The sequence below is a fragment of the Prochlorococcus marinus str. AS9601 genome (genome assembly GCF_000015645.1).
In the GTDB taxonomy this organism is placed as follows: Bacteria; Cyanobacteriota; Cyanobacteriia; order PCC-6307; family Cyanobiaceae; genus Prochlorococcus_A; species Prochlorococcus_A marinus_O.
In genome coordinates, this window is sequence record NC_008816.1 from 1,321,438 (window position 1) to 1,335,711 (window position 14,274).

Below are 14,274 nucleotides of genomic sequence, written 5' to 3' on the forward strand. Positions count from 1 at the left end.
TTATGGTGGGTTCCAATAATCAAGAAAGTGCGAAATATAGCATCAATGATAATGAAGAAATGAATAAAAACCATTGGATTAATGGACTCCTCGCTTGGTGGAGTGGGTTCAGTTTAAGGACAAAGTTGTTAGCGATAGCAACTCTTGTCGTAAGCCTCCTAATGACAGGAATAACTTTCTTTGCATTAAACAGTATCCAAAGAGATGCAGGAATGAACGATACAAGATATGCTCGAGATCTTGGCTTATTGTTATCTGGGAATGTTACAGAATTAGTCGCTAACAACCAAAAAAAAGAAATTTCAAATGTAGCTGAAAAGTTTTGGAGATCCAGTCGAAACTTACGTTATATATTCTTTACTGATGCTGAAGATATTGTTCAACTTGGAATACCGATCAGTGCAACGCCGACAAGCTCAGACAGTCAGTTTCAACTCACTCGAAGACTCAAACTACCCTCTGAATTAAAGAAAAGACCACAATTCCCATTGGTTAGACAGCATGCGACCCCTCAAGGTCAAGTAACAGATGTATTTGTCCCAATGTTGTGGAAAGGCAAATATCTCGGAACTTTAGCTTTGGGAGTCACCCCGAATAAAAAAGCATTAGCCAGTGCCGCCTTAACTAGAGAAGTAACTATTGCAGTTTTTATCTCTATTTGGGTTTTAGTAATACTTGGAGCTGTATTTAATGCACTAACTATTACAAGACCCGTCAGAGAGTTAGTAAGAGGTGTTAGAGAAATTTCAAGAGGAAATTTTAAATCCAGAATTTCTTTACCCATGACAGGTGATCTGGGAGAACTCTTAAATGGATTTAACAGAATGGCCACCCAGTTAGAAAATTATGATGAGGCTAATATAGAAGAGCTAAAAGCGGCGCAAATCAAGCAGCAATCCCTGATAGCTACAATGGCTGATGGTGCCATATTATTGGATTCAAAAGGGAAGATTGTACTCACTAATCCAACCGCAAAGAGATTATTTCGTTGGGAAGGGAGATTCTTAGAGGGTAAACATTTTTTAAATGAAATCCCCGAAATTCTATCTAACGACTTACATTCAAATATTGAATCTATTTTAAACAGGGAAAAGGAGAAAGACGATTTAAGATTCAGTTTAGGAGAACCAGCAAGAACCCTAAGAATTGTCTTGCAATCAGTTTTGGATACAAATAAAATTGAATTAAAAGGAATAGCCGTAACAATCCAAGACTTAACTAGAGAAGTTGAACTTAACGCGGCACAAAATAGATTTATTAGTAATGTTTCGCACGAATTAAGGACACCTCTTTTTAATATCAAAAGTTATGTAGAGACCTTACATGATTTAAAAGATCAACTTTCTGATGAAGAACAAATAGAATTTTTGGGAATTGCAAATTCAGAGACTGATAGGTTAACAAGACTTGTAAATGATGTATTAGATTTATCAAGATTAGAGTCTGGTAAAATTGTTCAACTAGAACAAATGGACATAAAGCCCGCAATAGAGCAGACACTTAGAAACTATAGACTTAATGCAACAGAAAAAAACGTTTCTTTAGCTCATGATATAGAGGAAACTATTCCTCCAATTCTTGGAAATTTTGATTTACTTTTACAGGTTTTTGATAATTTGCTGGGTAATGGATTGAAATTTAGTCCAAAAAACAGCACCCTAATTATAAGAGCTTATACTTGGCCAGATTCCTGCCCTGCTTTCCCTCCAAGTATTAAAAATGATGCAGCCCCTCAATGTGAATTGGTATCACCACTACCAAAAGTAAGAATTGAGATTGCTGATACTGGCTCAGGAATATCTCAAGCTGATCAAGAAAAGATCTTTGATCGTTTTTATAGAGTAGAGAATTCTGTTCATACTGAGCAAGGTACCGGTTTAGGTTTGTCAATCGTGCGAGGAATAATTGAAAAACATGGTGGAGAAATTCGTATGGCTAGTGAATTAGGAGTAGGAACAACTTTCTGGTTTGATTTAGCTTTAGCACAATCTGATAAAGATGAATTATTGACAAAAGCTATTAACAATTCAGATTCTTTCTCCGCTTCTGAAATTAAGGAAATTATCTAATTATTATCTAATCCTTTAAAAACATTTTGAACATTTTGATCAGGTACAATTCTGTGAGGGGCGCCGCTAAATATTTGTTCAAAATTAGAAAAAGAATCTCTTATTTCTGGGCCACTATTTGTAATGATAAATTCTCTTATTCGTTTATCATGCCATGATCCCCGCATTTTAAAAACATTTAGAGCTCTTGCCATCTCACCTTTTATTTCTACATATTGAAGTAACAATATGGTATCTGTAATTGTTGAGATATGAGAATCAGTTATAGAATGACTTCCCATAAATTCTTCTGCAGTATTAGTAAAGAAGCCTGCTATCTCCTCTTGTTTTGTATAACCAGTAACAGCAATTACAAACTGTCTAAATGCATTCAAACTTACACCTCTGGCTAATGCAGAGAGAGAATCAATTGCCATCCTTTTTGGTTTAAATTGATTAATTTGCGTTTTTATAATTTGTAAGTGATCTTCTAAACCAGTTGATTCAGGATATGCACAAATAATTTTCAATAACCCATCACTTTCCATTTTTTCAAAATCTATTCCCCAGCTAGTTGCATTCCTAAGCAATTGAGCCCTAGATTCTTCATATGCAAAAAGTATTGCTCTTTCATTATTGTTATAAGCATCTTCAACAAATTTTGATACAAGCATTGTTTTTCCTGTACCAGTAGCTCCAGTAGCGAGAATGATGGAATCCTGAAAATATCCTCCACCACACATATCATCAAGATCTTTAACTCCAGAGCTAATTCTAATATTTGAGGATCTCTGCGTTAATCTCATTGCTCCGAGGGCGAACACACTTATCCCATCAATCCCCATGGTGAATGGATATTCACCTTTCATATGTACAGTACCTCTTAACTTCAAAACTTCTAAAGTTCTTCTTCTCTTCTCTGACTCAAGCACATTTCTTAGTAAAACAACATTATCAGATACAAATTCTTCTACTCCATATCTAGCTATAGGTCCATAATCATCAACCCTCTCTGTAGTCATTACTGTTGTCACACCTATCTCTTTTAATCTTGCTATGAGTCTAAATATTTCTCTTCTCACAACGTAAATAGCATCATATTGTTGAAAGACTGCAGTTATTGAATCTATTGCAACTCTTTTAGCTTTATATTTTCTGATCGCATAACTAATTCTCTCAATAAGACCAGACAAGTCAAAGTTACCTGCAACATCCTGACCATCAGGGTCAGGAGAAGCATCCAAAATAAAAAGTTTATTTTGATCAATTAATTCTTGTAAATCCCACCCAAAACTCGCAGCATTCCTAATGATGTCTAAAGGTGATTCCTCAAATGTTACGAAGATACCAGGCTCATCAAAATTACAAATTCCATGGTGTAAGTATTGCAGTGAAAAAACAGTTTTACCCGTTCCTGAGGTACCACTAACGAGTGTACTTCGAGATACAGGCAAACCACCCCTACAAACATCATCAAAGCCTTCTATGCCAGTTGGTAATTTTTGTACTTGCATTTTATTTGATTTGCCAAATTTCTTATCATTCATAGTTTTAAACTAATTAAACAAAAGTAAAATAAATTTTGAATTTTGAAAGTTTTTAATGTTCTATTTATCTCCACTATATTCAGTTTCAGTTAATTCATCAAAAAGGAGATCTAAACCAATTAATACTTTCTCTCTATCTGAGAGATCACCTATTATTTTTCTCACAGGAGGCGGTAAAATTTTAGCTAAGGTTGGGGTGGCTAAAATTTTATCTTCTTCTGCAAGTTGGGGTTGCTTGAGTACATCAATAACCTTCAAAGCGTAAACACCTTTGAATTCATTTTCTAAAATTCCTCTTAAAGTATTTAAGGCTCTCATTGAATTAGGTGTATTTCCAGCAACATAGAGTTTTAAAATGTATGTTTTTCTTGCTGCCATTGTTATTGGTCCTTAATTGATATAAAAGATTTAAAACAACCCTTGACTTATTACACTACAAAATAAGAAAATAAACAAACTATTATGATTGCTTATTTGGCTAAATCAAATTATAAATTTGAGCCTGATAGCGTCTTTAAAAAGATGACAAATTCTAAAAACTCCTCAAGCAATTCTTTAAAAAGTAATGAATTGTTCGCGATAGCTGAAACTTCGGGTCAACAATTCTGGTTCGAAGTTAACAGATACTATGACATAGACAGGTTAAATGCAAAAGAAAAAGATAAGATAACACTTGAAAAAGTTTTACTTCTAAAAGACAAAGACTCTATTACTGTTGGAAAACCTTACGTTAAGGACGCAAAAATTGAATTGGAAGTAGTCTCCCATAAGAGAGATAAGAAAATTCTTGTATACAAGATGCGTCCAAAAAAAAAGACACGAAGAAAAATGGGACATAGACAAGAACTTACAAGAGTTATGGTAAAATCTATAACAATAGGTAAAGATACTCCTAAGTCTTCTTCAAAAAAAGAAACTATTAAAAAGGAAACTAAACCAAAATCAGAAAAATCTACAAATTAAACAATTCTAATGGCACATAAAAAAGGGACAGGTTCTACAAGAAATGGTCGAGATTCAAATTCCAAAAGACTAGGTGTTAAAGCTTATGGTGGAGAAAAAGTAACTGCTGGATCAATTTTAATCCGCCAAAGAGGTACATCATTTTTGCCCGGAAACAATGTTGGCATAGGTAAAGATGACACGCTTTTTGCACTAAAAGAAGGGACCGTAAGTTTCGAAAGCATTAAAAGAAATTTAAAAAATAGAAAAAGAGTTAATATAGTTATCTAATTTTCCGATAAGCTCTTGTGGTTATAAGAATAGGATGAAATACCTCTAAAAATTTTGATTGAAGAGTCTCAAAAAACTTTTCAACAATTCGAATATCATCTATATGAAACGGATATTCATTCTTATCTCCTTTATAGAAATACCAATTGAATAGAGCGATAGAATTACTATCCATAATCTCACTGAAATTATTAATTTGAGAAGCTGGATCTGCAAGATGTTCCAAAACATCAAGACAGACTACTGTATCAAATTTCAATATTTGTGTATCTTGAATTGTCTTGCAAAAAGTAAGTTTTTTTTCTACTCCTAATTTCTTAGCCCTATATTCAACAAAATTTCTATTTGTTTGATTAATATCTACAAAAAAAACATGCTCAACTTTCGAAGACATAGCGTTAGCTAGGGCATGCGTACCAATACCTCCTCCAAAATCTAAAACTAAATCTCTAGAAAATCTCTGCTGAAGTTTTAAAGTATCAGCTATATAGTCTCTACTTGTAATATGCCAAGCAGCTAAATCAGCTACATGCCTATCTCCTACAATCTCAGTATAAAAATCTGAAACATCATTTAAAGCATCCCCAGGATGTGAATTTGCTAAATTAATCTTTGCATTTGCAAGGAATCCATCTAAATCACATTCCTTGATAGATAAGTATTCCATTAAGTGTGATTTCAAATTGAAAGCATTGTCTAAAAACTCTTTTAAAATGAAATTATGGTTTTTCAATTTCTTTCTCTAAATTTCCAATACCAAAATCATAGAATGGTTATAAATCTTTCTGAAAGTATTCTTAATATTAAAAATGGAAACTAAAGATGGATTCTTAGTAATTAATAAAGATAAAGGCTGTACCTCTCATGATTGTGTTAAACAAATAAGGAAGTTACTAAATACAAAAAAGGTTGGGCACACAGGAACTCTTGACCCAGAAGTTATAGGAACATTACCAATCGCTATAGGCAATGCAACAAGATTTATTCAATATCTTCCCCAGGGTAAAACCTATATAGGAGAAATTAAATTAGGGATAAGAACTAGCACTGATGATATTCAAGGAGAAATAATTAGTCAAAAAAGTTGGCCTAAAATCAGCTATAAACAATTAGATCAATACTTCAATAGATTTAGAGGAATTATTAAACAAATTCCGCCGAAAGTTTCTAGTGTGCACGTCAATGGAGAGAGAGCTTATAAAAAATCTTTCAGGAATGAAATTTTTGAATTAGCACCAAGAGAAGTAAAAATAGACGAACTCATTTTAATGAACTGGGACCAAATTAACGGAATCATAGAAATAAAAATCAAATGTTCAGCTGGCACATATATAAGATCAATCGCGAGAGATATAGGAGAAACTCTTAATTCCGCAGGTTGCCTTCTTCAACTAAAAAGAATTTCAGCTTGTGGCTTTGATGAACAAAACTCGATAAAAATATCTGATATTGAAAAAGAAAAAGGAAAAAAAAACTCGAAAAATTTTATTATTCCAACAATTTCTGCTCTTAGTCACATTTCAACATTTGTCTTAAGTAATGAAGAACAAATCAATTTTTGGCAAACAGGAAGAGAAATTAAAGTTGATATTAATTACTTCCGGGAAAGCAAATCATTTGACTATAAAAAACCTATAAAAGTAATAGATAACAAACAAACACTTCTTGGGATAGGCTTCTTAAATAAAGAGCAATCTAATATAAATCCAAAATTAGTCCTTAATGCTAAATAACTTCTATAGGTATTCTTTTCTAAAAGGTTTAATCTGAACACCCCTATAAAAATGCTTTAGTATTCTTTCAGCTTTTTGGCCTCTAGACGCCAGATATTTTGCACCCCATTGACTCATTCCTACTCCATGACCTGATCCCTGTCCAAAAGCTATTAAACCTCTCTTTTGGGGAGTATTGTTGTTTAATTCTTCCTCAAAAAATCTAAATCTCACAAAATTACTGTTGAGTCCTAATTTTTTTCTTAAAGCTACCCCAGACATTTGATAAGAACCATAAGCCCCAATAAGATTTACATTTTTTACCCTCCCGGTCGCAGTAATATCTAGAATCTCTATATTATTTAAACCTCCAATCTCGGGAAATAAATTTATTAATTGATTACTCGAAATTGTTTTGTGCCATCTAAATTTTGGATTATTTTTATCAAAATCTTTCACACTTGATAAATATGGATATTTATTTTTCCATACATCTTGACTATTTTCTGTCATTCCACCTGAGCTGCTATGAAACAAAGCATTAATTAATTTATTTTTATAAGTTAAAACCAAAGATCTTGTACTTTTAACAGCTCTGATAGTTTTGTAAGTTCTAGACTCTAAGCCATTATAGACTTGATTTTTCTGGGTTGAATCTATATCAAATAAATTATTTCCCTTTTGATTTAAAGCATAAGTTCTTGAAGCAATTGCTTGTGCCTTTAATGCTTCAATAGGCCATTTTGTTGGCATTTCTGAACCCACTACGCTATTGAGGTATTTTTCTATTCCTAAAACATTTACTACCAATATTTTAGAGTCAAGGACAAAGATATTAAGCTTACCAGAAAATCTCTTCTGACCTACCCATATACCTCTTCTATCAGAAGAACTTATTTTAAATTGTTGATTATTTTTTAAGTCATATTTTTTTTGTTTATTTTTATCAAAATATAAAATTTTTCTATTTTTCTCATTTTTCAAGGTTAAGCCTTTTATTTTTTTGCTTGAAAAAAATTTCCCATTTATTGTTAAAGGAATTGATCTATCTGATCTGATCCTTAAATTGTTATTTTTTGATATCAAAACTCTAATTATTGGCTCTTTAGATGCAAAAACACTTTCACTATGAAAAACACAAATAAATAGAATACTTATCAGGCAACATTTACTATAATTATTTTTAAATTTAAGTATCACTTTGTTTAAAAACAAATGCTTAATTTGCCTAAGTTTGACTAAAAGTCTAAATTTAATCCAGATATAAAAATAAAAATATCATAAATAAGTGAATATCACCTTCTTAGGAACAAGCTCAGGTGTCCCATCCTTAACGAGAAATGTTTCTTCCCTAGCACTTAAATTATCACAGTCAGCAGAAGTTTGGCTTTTTGATTGTGGAGAGGGAACGCAACATCAAATAATGAAAAGTAATATTAAATCTTCACAAATCAAGAAAATATTTATTACACATATGCATGGTGACCATATTTATGGTTTGCCTGGACTTTTGGCTACCTTAGGTTTATCAGGCAATAGTGAGGGTATTGAAATTTACGGTCCTTCAGAGTTGCGAAGTTTTATAAATTCAGCACTTAAAAGTAGTTTTTGCAAATTGTCATTCCCATTGCATTTTGTGGAAGTTGAAAATTTTGCATTAAAAAATAAAATTCTATTTGAAAACAACAAAATAAAAGTAAATTGCGCCTGCCTTAAACATAAAATACCTGCTTATGGTTATAGGGTTAGTGAAAAAGATAAGCCAGGTGTATTTGATATCAAAAAAGCAGAGTCTCTAAAAATAGCACCTGGACCAATTTATTCAGAACTGCAACAAGGTAAAAAAGTCGTATTACCAGACGGAAGGACATTTGATGGAAAAGAATTCTGTGGACCGCCTAGAGAAGGAGAAAGTTTTGTTTATTGCACAGATACAGTCTTTAGCGAATCAGCTGTTTCACTATCGAAAAATGCCGATTTACTCGTACATGAATCAACATTTTCTCAGACGGATGAGAGAATGGCCTATGAAAAATTACATTCCACTACAATTATGGCTGCCAAAACAGCATTATTATCTAATACAAAAAAATTGATTATTACTCATTTAAGTCCAAGATATACTAATAAAAATTCAATTACACCAGGTGATTTGCTTAAAGAGGCGCAAAAAGTTTTCCCAAATACTCATCTTGCCAAAGATTTCCTAACTGCAGAAATAAAATAAACTGCAACAGTTCGTTAGCAGGAGCGCTGTAAATGGCCAACCCATGAAATAATAGTCTTAGGTTTTTCTATTTGATGTCGATCGAAATGGTCTCTATTTTTTCATCACTACATATGTCTTGTAAAAGACTATTTATTTTTCTTCCATTAATTATTGGTTTACTTATTAATCCAATCTCTGCAAACGCACTTTATCCTAGTGATCCTTCATCAGTTGACGTTTTAAAAGATGATCTTCACGGTGCAGACCTTCATAATACTGAATATGTTAAATATGATTTATCTAATCAAGATTTAGGAGAAGCTAATCTTCAAGGCGCATATATGAGTGTAACAACAGCAAAAAACTCTAGTTTTAAAGGGGCCAATATGACAGACCTCATTGCATATGCAACACGCTTCGATAATGCTGACTTTACTGATGCAAATCTTACCAATGGTGAACTAATGAAAAGTGTTTTTGATGGAGCAATTATTGATGGGGCAGACTTTACTGATGCAAATCTTGATCTTTCTCAAAGAAAATCATTATGTGAAAGAGCTAGTGGAACTAACACAAAAACTGGAGTTAATACAATTGATAGTCTTGAATGCAGCGGCTTAAAAGGTTACATGCCTCCAAAGCCAAAAGCATAATACCTAAAGCTAACTAACTTCATAAGGAAAGATATTACCAGGCTCTTTTGAGCCTGGTTTTTTGCTATACCACCATTCTTGTATATCAGAAGAAAATTTCTTTGAAAAAAGAGTTATAACTGTCTCAACAGGTTTTGATCCAGGCTCCAAAATTTGTACTGAGTAAGATGGGCATTTTCTTGAGGCCATATCAGCAACAAACCTAGAACCTATTCTTCTCCAACTAGGCTCCTTACTTCTCCAAGCAAGCCTTGAGCAGGGCCAAGGTAACTCTTCCCTATCATAAAGTCTGCAACATGGTCCAATTACCTTATAACTGTACTGACCTCCATAACTTGATTGAACACTGCCAGTCTTAAAGAATTCAAAATTATTCATATACAAAAAAAAACCACCTTCATAGAGGGTGGCAGAGAAATAATGAATAATCAACTTAGAAAAGTTAATTTTATATAATTAATACAATTCTTCCTCAGCATGAGTTGTAATTGTTACATCAGATGTTGGATAAGCAACACATGTAAGAACAAAACCAGCTTCTAATTGGTCATCATCCAAGAAACTTTGATCTGATTGATCAACACTACCTGAAGTAACTTTTCCAGCACATGTTGAACATGCTCCAGCTCTGCAGGAATAAGGAAGGTCGATCCCTTGTTCTTCAGCAGCATCGAGAATGTATTGGTCATCAGGTACTTCAATAGTTGAATTGAGACCTTCACCTTCACTGATGAGTGTAACTTTGTAAGAAGCCATTTAATTAAAAAATTGTTGGTAGTTAATACCTATCTCATACATTTTTAACATCGATTAGGTCGATATGTGAGATTTTGAAGTAAAAAATGACACAATAAAATGTATGAAAGAGTATGTATAAGAAAAACTTATACTTAGGTTGGATCGCTGGCTTTTTGCGCAGAAATGCATGCCCAATCTTTTCTAGTTGATACATCCAATAATTTCAAGTCATTCTGAATTAATATTTTTATAATTTCATCCTTTTGTGAATTCAGAATTCCACTAAAAATAACTTCCCCATTATTTCTTAAGCACTTATAAATATTTGGAATCATTTCTTTTATTACTTCTGCAAGAATATTGCATAAAACAAAATCAAATTGTTTGAGTTGATTTTTTAAAATTACCTCATTAAAAGATCCCAAATATGTATTTAAATTATTTAAATTACCGAAATTTAGTTGGAAATTAGATTTAGTTGCATTTATAGCTAGATAATCATTATCCACTGCACAAACTTCTTTAGCGCCAAGCAATCTTGCGGCGACACTCAAAATCCCGCTACCACTTCCAATATCTAATATCTTTTTATCAGAAAATAAAATATTATCCATTTTTTCCAAGCAAAGATAAGTCGAAGGGTGACTTCCTGTACCAAAGGCTGCTCCAGGATCAATTTTTATGATTTTTTTATCTTTAAATTTTTCATTTAGATTTATCCAACAAGGCAATATTAAAAAATGATTTCCTACTAATTCAGGCGCCCAATATTTCTTCCAGCTTGTCAACCAATCCTCTTCTTTTATGATACTCCAGTCAAAAAATTGATTCGTAGGGGCATTAATATTTAGAAGTTTGGTAATTATTTTTTCAACACCAAACCTAGAACTCTCGCTCCAATCAGCGACTGGAAGCCATATATTCACCTCTTTTTTATTTTTATTTTTAATTAAATATTCAAATGAAAAACTAAATATCCCCAGCTCATTTAATTTCCAAATAATTATTTCTTCTGAATCACTTTCAATCAAAAAAGTTAGTTTATACCAATCTTTAATTGTCATTACAGAGAGCAGACCTCTTTATAGAGTAACTGGATTAGCATTGGTAATTCCCTCTACTTCAATAATGGTGTCAAGCAACTTATTAGGAATTGGATCATCAATACTTAGAACCATAACTGCTTCACCTCTAACAATTTTGCGCCCAACTTGCATTGAAGCAATATTTACATTGTTACTACCCAATAAAGAACCAAGCTTGCCAATAATACCAGGCATATCCCTGTGCCTAGTAACCAACATGTATCTACTTGGCGATACATTAACAGGATATTGATCAATACTAATAATTCTTAATTCCCCATCAGCAAAAATGCTTCCTGCTACGCTATGGTCGCCATTATCTCCATAAGTGGTTAATTGCAAAGATCCACTAGCAAATTCAGGTCTTGCCTCATCTTTACTCTCGACTACTGAAATACCTCTTGAATCTGCCTCTAGAGAAGCATTTACGTAATTGATCCTATCTCCCAAAGCTTTACTTAGAAGACCTTTAAGACTAGCTATTATTAATGGCTGGGAAGGATGTTGAACAAATTCGCCTTGAAGCTTCACCTCTAGTTTTTGAATCTGTCCTCCTGAAAGCTGGCTTATAAGCAGACCCATTGTTTCAGCCAACTGCAAATGAGGTTTTAGGCTATCCATAATATCAGGGCTCAAACCTGGAATATTTACGGCAGTTCTAGCAGACAAACCAAGCAAGACATCTCTGATTTGTTCTGCAACATCAACAGCTACATTTTCTTGCGCTTCTCGAGTAGATGCTCCTAGGTGAGGAGTAAGAATAAGATTCTTTTCAACCTTTAAAAGTGGTGAATTAGATTCCAATGGCTCTTTAGAAAAGACATCTATCGCAGCACCTCCAATCAATGATTCATTTAAAGCTTCTGCTAATGCTTCTTCGTCAATTAAGCCTCCTCGGGCACAATTAATTAATTTTGCGCTACTTTTCATACTTTTAAGCACCTTCATATTTACTAAATTCTCTGTCTCTGGTGTACGAGGCAAATGCAAAGTTACGTAATCAGATTGTTGGAATAAATCCTTTATTTCAGATAGTTTAACTTGGATTTGTTGAGCTCTTTCAGTTGAGACAAAGGGATCGTATCCGTAAACTTCCATTCCTAATGCATTAGCAACTTTCGCTACATGAGCACCAATTTTTCCTAAACCTACTACACCTAATTTTTTGTTATAAAGCTCATTCCCAACAAATTTCTTTCTTTCCCATTTACCTGAAAGAGTACTACTATTAGCGACTGGAATATGTCTAGATAAGGCCAACATCATAGCTATAGTATGTTCAGCAGCAGCTATTGTGTTACCCCCTGGAGAATTAACAACAAGAACTCCTTTTTGTGTAGCAGCCTTAACATCTACATTATCGACTCCAACTCCGGCTCTTCCAATAATTCTAAGTTTACTTGAAGAGTTAATAATCTCTTCAGTCACTTGGGTCCCAGAACGAATCATTAAAGCATCATAATCTTTAATAATAGACGCTAACTCAGAGTCTGATATTCCTATCTTCTGATCAACCTGAGCAACTTGTGAAAGAATATCGATTCCTGTTTGATCAATTGGATCTGTAATGAGAACTTTTGTCATTTAAGATTGGTTCTTTAATCTTTTACTTTAACTTAATCTATAGTGTATGTATCTTATTTTATTAATTTGAATAACACACAAACATTTGAGGATTGAAATTTGACTAAAAGTATCGTGATATTTGAAGACATTGATAAATGTATTCAGCTATTTGATGTTTTCAAAGAAAAATCAGTAATGCTCTCTGAAGCTATTTTGATCCCACCAATAAGTGAGAAAATATCATTAGACGAAACAGAATTGCTCAATGCGAAAGCAAATATCTTATTCAAATCTCAAAATTTTGAAGATATAAGAATCTTAAATCCTAAACTTGATAGAAAGATCAGACAACGAGATATGAGTAGATGGCTAATGCCATTTGGGTTTATAGCTGGAATAGCTTTTTCTAATATGACAAATTTATCTACCTTCAGCTTTCTTGGTTTAAATAACATTGGGGAATCATTAATTGGAGGTCTTTTAGGAATGGGTTCAGGATATTTAGGAAGCATTGTTTCTTCTGCAAGTATCAACATTAATAGAAATAAAGAGTTAAGATCAATCATTAATTTTAATAAAGAGGGTAAATGGCTTGTTTTACTTGAAAATCAAATTGGAGCTGAATTACCATGGTCTTTGATAAAACAATCAGAAGCAAAAGATATAATTTTTTTAGAAGGTTAAATGATTGACTTAAAAGAGATCTTAATAAATGCAAACTACAAAAAAGAAACTGAGGAATTAATAAATATTGCTAACTTAGCCTACAAACACTGGGAAACTTATTGGACAGGGTTTAATTCAACTTATGTTTGCGAAGAAATTTTAAAAGATTTTGAAAATTTAAATGATTTCAAATTTTTTATTTATGGAGGATTCTCCTCTTCTCAAAGATCTAGGATAGCTTGCTTTAGAGGAGATAATATTCCTGAAGAGGATGCACTAAAAAGTAATTTTCCAGCTCAAGGAATAAAAATTAATGGGAATTTTTTATTTGATAATGCTACACAAGACGACTTTAGATCCCTTTTAATTGAAAATGGGGTTAATCAAATAAAAGTTGGAGATATATGGACCATTGGCGATAGGGGAGCACAAGGGATAATTGATAATTCAAATATAAAGCATCTAGATGAAAAGATTTTTTATTTAAGAGACGTAAAAGTAAAAGTTAATGTAGTAGGTATAGATGAATTACAAATACCTTCTGGAAGATCAAAAAAACTTGTCAATACTGTAGAAGCTTCAACAAGATTAGATGCTATAGCATCAGCTGGCTTTAGGGTATCACGAACCAAAATCATTGAAAGGATAGAGAATGGAATGCTCAGATTAAATGGAAGCAAAGTTAATAAGCCAACAATTAATCTAAAAATTGGCGACAAACTAGAACTTGAAAATAAAGGATTTATCGAAATTCTAAATTTAGAAATAACCAAAAGAGAACGATGGAAAGTTAAATTACTTAGAAAATGAAACGCAA

The 14,274-nt window shown here is 32.7% G+C and carries 16 protein-coding genes; 8 read left to right on the forward strand and 8 right to left on the reverse strand.

Features of this window, described 5'->3' with window-relative positions; translation table 11 throughout:
- Nucleotides 1-2 precede the first annotated feature (2 nt).
- A complete protein-coding gene (locus tag A9601_RS16435; protein WP_011818957.1) occupies nucleotides 3-2,069 on the forward strand; it encodes a HAMP domain-containing sensor histidine kinase in 2,067 nt (688 codons plus the stop codon).
- Here A9601_RS16435 and kaiC read toward each other — a convergent pair.
- Together kaiC and kaiB are read right to left on the reverse strand one after the other, a co-directional pair.
- Nucleotides 2,066-3,595 carry a circadian clock protein KaiC gene (gene kaiC / locus A9601_RS16440; RefSeq protein ID WP_011818958.1) on the reverse strand — a complete coding sequence of 510 codons (1,530 nt, stop codon included), beginning with the start codon at nucleotides 3,593-3,595 and terminating at the stop codon, nucleotides 2,066-2,068. The genes A9601_RS16435 and kaiC overlap by 4 nt on opposite strands.
- A 60-nt stretch (nucleotides 3,596-3,655) precedes the next feature.
- A complete protein-coding gene (gene kaiB / locus A9601_RS16445) occupies nucleotides 3,656-3,973 on the reverse strand; it encodes a circadian clock protein KaiB (protein ID WP_011818959.1) in 318 nt (105 codons plus the stop codon).
- A gap of 144 nt (nucleotides 3,974-4,117) precedes the next feature.
- Between kaiB and rplU the strand changes: the two genes are divergently transcribed.
- Together rplU and rpmA are read left to right on the forward strand one after the other, a co-directional pair.
- Nucleotides 4,118-4,558 (forward strand): 50S ribosomal protein L21, encoded by a 441-nt coding sequence (gene rplU / locus A9601_RS16450; protein WP_041484631.1) that lies wholly within the window; start codon nucleotides 4,118-4,120, stop codon nucleotides 4,556-4,558.
- A 9-nt stretch (nucleotides 4,559-4,567) separates the two neighbouring features.
- Complete coding sequence (rpmA, locus tag A9601_RS16455) at nucleotides 4,568-4,828, forward strand: 50S ribosomal protein L27 (protein ID WP_011818961.1); 261 nt, start codon at nucleotides 4,568-4,570, stop codon at nucleotides 4,826-4,828.
- Here rpmA and A9601_RS16460 read toward each other — a convergent pair.
- Nucleotides 4,821-5,495 carry a class I SAM-dependent methyltransferase gene (locus A9601_RS16460; protein ID WP_011818962.1) on the reverse strand — a complete coding sequence of 225 codons (675 nt, stop codon included), beginning with the start codon at nucleotides 5,493-5,495 and terminating at the stop codon, nucleotides 4,821-4,823. The two genes, rpmA and A9601_RS16460, sit on opposite strands and share 8 nt — an antisense overlap.
- A 142-nt stretch (nucleotides 5,496-5,637) precedes the next feature.
- On the opposite strand from A9601_RS16460, the gene truB reads away from it, so the two are divergent.
- Nucleotides 5,638-6,561, forward strand: a complete 924-nt coding sequence (gene truB, locus A9601_RS16465) for a tRNA pseudouridine(55) synthase TruB (RefSeq protein WP_011818963.1) — start codon at nucleotides 5,638-5,640, stop codon at nucleotides 6,559-6,561.
- Between the two features lie 3 nt (nucleotides 6,562-6,564).
- Here the strand turns inward: truB and A9601_RS16470 are convergent, their stop codons facing one another.
- The gene (locus A9601_RS16470) at nucleotides 6,565-7,740 is read right to left on the reverse strand and encodes a SpoIID/LytB domain-containing protein (protein WP_011818964.1); all 1,176 of its coding nucleotides are present in this window, start codon (nucleotides 7,738-7,740) and stop codon (nucleotides 6,565-6,567) included.
- 88 nt (nucleotides 7,741-7,828) lie between these two features.
- Here A9601_RS16470 and rnz point away from each other — a divergent pair, with 88 nt between their 5' ends.
- Both rnz and A9601_RS16480 read left to right on the forward strand, forming a co-directional pair.
- Entirely contained in the window at nucleotides 7,829-8,767 is a 939-nt protein-coding gene (gene rnz, locus A9601_RS16475; RefSeq protein ID WP_011818965.1) for a ribonuclease Z, read from the forward strand.
- A gap of 74 nt (nucleotides 8,768-8,841) precedes the next feature.
- Nucleotides 8,842-9,402, forward strand: coding sequence for a pentapeptide repeat-containing protein (locus tag A9601_RS16480; protein WP_011818966.1), 561 nt, complete (start codon nucleotides 8,842-8,844; stop codon nucleotides 9,400-9,402).
- A gap of 9 nt (nucleotides 9,403-9,411) precedes the next feature.
- On the opposite strand, the gene A9601_RS16485 is transcribed toward A9601_RS16480, so the two are convergent.
- The 4 genes from A9601_RS16485 to serA all read right to left on the reverse strand — a co-directional run bounded on the left by A9601_RS16485 (nucleotide 9,412) and on the right by serA (nucleotide 12,809).
- Nucleotides 9,412-9,780, reverse strand: a complete 369-nt coding sequence (locus A9601_RS16485) for a hypothetical protein (protein WP_011818967.1) — start codon at nucleotides 9,778-9,780, stop codon at nucleotides 9,412-9,414.
- A 78-nt stretch (nucleotides 9,781-9,858) separates the two neighbouring features.
- The gene (locus A9601_RS16490; protein ID WP_011376994.1) at nucleotides 9,859-10,158 is read right to left on the reverse strand and encodes a ferredoxin; all 300 of its coding nucleotides are present in this window, start codon (nucleotides 10,156-10,158) and stop codon (nucleotides 9,859-9,861) included.
- A 134-nt stretch (nucleotides 10,159-10,292) separates the two neighbouring features.
- Nucleotides 10,293-11,204, reverse strand: a complete 912-nt coding sequence (prmA, locus tag A9601_RS16495) for a 50S ribosomal protein L11 methyltransferase (RefSeq protein WP_011818968.1) — start codon at nucleotides 11,202-11,204, stop codon at nucleotides 10,293-10,295.
- Nucleotides 11,205-11,222: 18 nt separating this feature from the next.
- Entirely contained in the window at nucleotides 11,223-12,809 is a 1,587-nt protein-coding gene (gene serA / locus A9601_RS16500; protein WP_011818969.1) for a phosphoglycerate dehydrogenase, read from the reverse strand.
- 99 nt (nucleotides 12,810-12,908) lie between these two features.
- On the opposite strand from serA, the gene A9601_RS16505 reads away from it, so the two are divergent.
- Together A9601_RS16505 and A9601_RS16510 are read left to right on the forward strand one after the other, a co-directional pair.
- Nucleotides 12,909-13,475 carry a hypothetical protein gene (locus A9601_RS16505; RefSeq protein ID WP_011818970.1) on the forward strand — a complete coding sequence of 189 codons (567 nt, stop codon included), beginning with the start codon at nucleotides 12,909-12,911 and terminating at the stop codon, nucleotides 13,473-13,475.
- Complete coding sequence (locus A9601_RS16510) at nucleotides 13,476-14,267, forward strand: photosystem II S4 domain protein (RefSeq protein ID WP_011818971.1); 792 nt, start codon at nucleotides 13,476-13,478, stop codon at nucleotides 14,265-14,267.
- Nucleotides 14,268-14,274 lie beyond the last annotated feature (7 nt).

Coding starts and splice junctions, on each gene's coding strand:
- serA (WP_011818969.1), bottom strand. CDS start 12,809: ATGACAAAAGTTCTCATTACAGATCCAATTGATCAAACAGGAATCGAT.
- A9601_RS16460 (WP_011818962.1), bottom strand. CDS start 5,495: ATGGAATACTTATCTATCAAGGAATGTGATTTAGATGGATTCCTTGCA.
- A9601_RS16435 (WP_011818957.1), top strand. CDS start 3: ATGGTGGGTTCCAATAATCAAGAAAGTGCGAAATATAGCATCAATGAT.
- rplU (WP_041484631.1), top strand. CDS start 4,118: ATGACAAATTCTAAAAACTCCTCAAGCAATTCTTTAAAAAGTAATGAA.
- A9601_RS16485 (WP_011818967.1), bottom strand. CDS start 9,780: ATGAATAATTTTGAATTCTTTAAGACTGGCAGTGTTCAATCAAGTTAT.
- prmA (WP_011818968.1), bottom strand. CDS start 11,204: ATGACAATTAAAGATTGGTATAAACTAACTTTTTTGATTGAAAGTGAT.
- kaiC (WP_011818958.1), bottom strand. CDS start 3,595: ATGAATGATAAGAAATTTGGCAAATCAAATAAAATGCAAGTACAAAAA.
- truB (WP_011818963.1), top strand. CDS start 5,638: ATGGAAACTAAAGATGGATTCTTAGTAATTAATAAAGATAAAGGCTGT.
- A9601_RS16480 (WP_011818966.1), top strand. CDS start 8,842: ATGTCGATCGAAATGGTCTCTATTTTTTCATCACTACATATGTCTTGT.
- A9601_RS16510 (WP_011818971.1), top strand. CDS start 13,476: ATGATTGACTTAAAAGAGATCTTAATAAATGCAAACTACAAAAAAGAA.
- kaiB (WP_011818959.1), bottom strand. CDS start 3,973: ATGGCAGCAAGAAAAACATACATTTTAAAACTCTATGTTGCTGGAAAT.
- rpmA (WP_011818961.1), top strand. CDS start 4,568: ATGGCACATAAAAAAGGGACAGGTTCTACAAGAAATGGTCGAGATTCA.
- A9601_RS16490 (WP_011376994.1), bottom strand. CDS start 10,158: ATGGCTTCTTACAAAGTTACACTCATCAGTGAAGGTGAAGGTCTCAAT.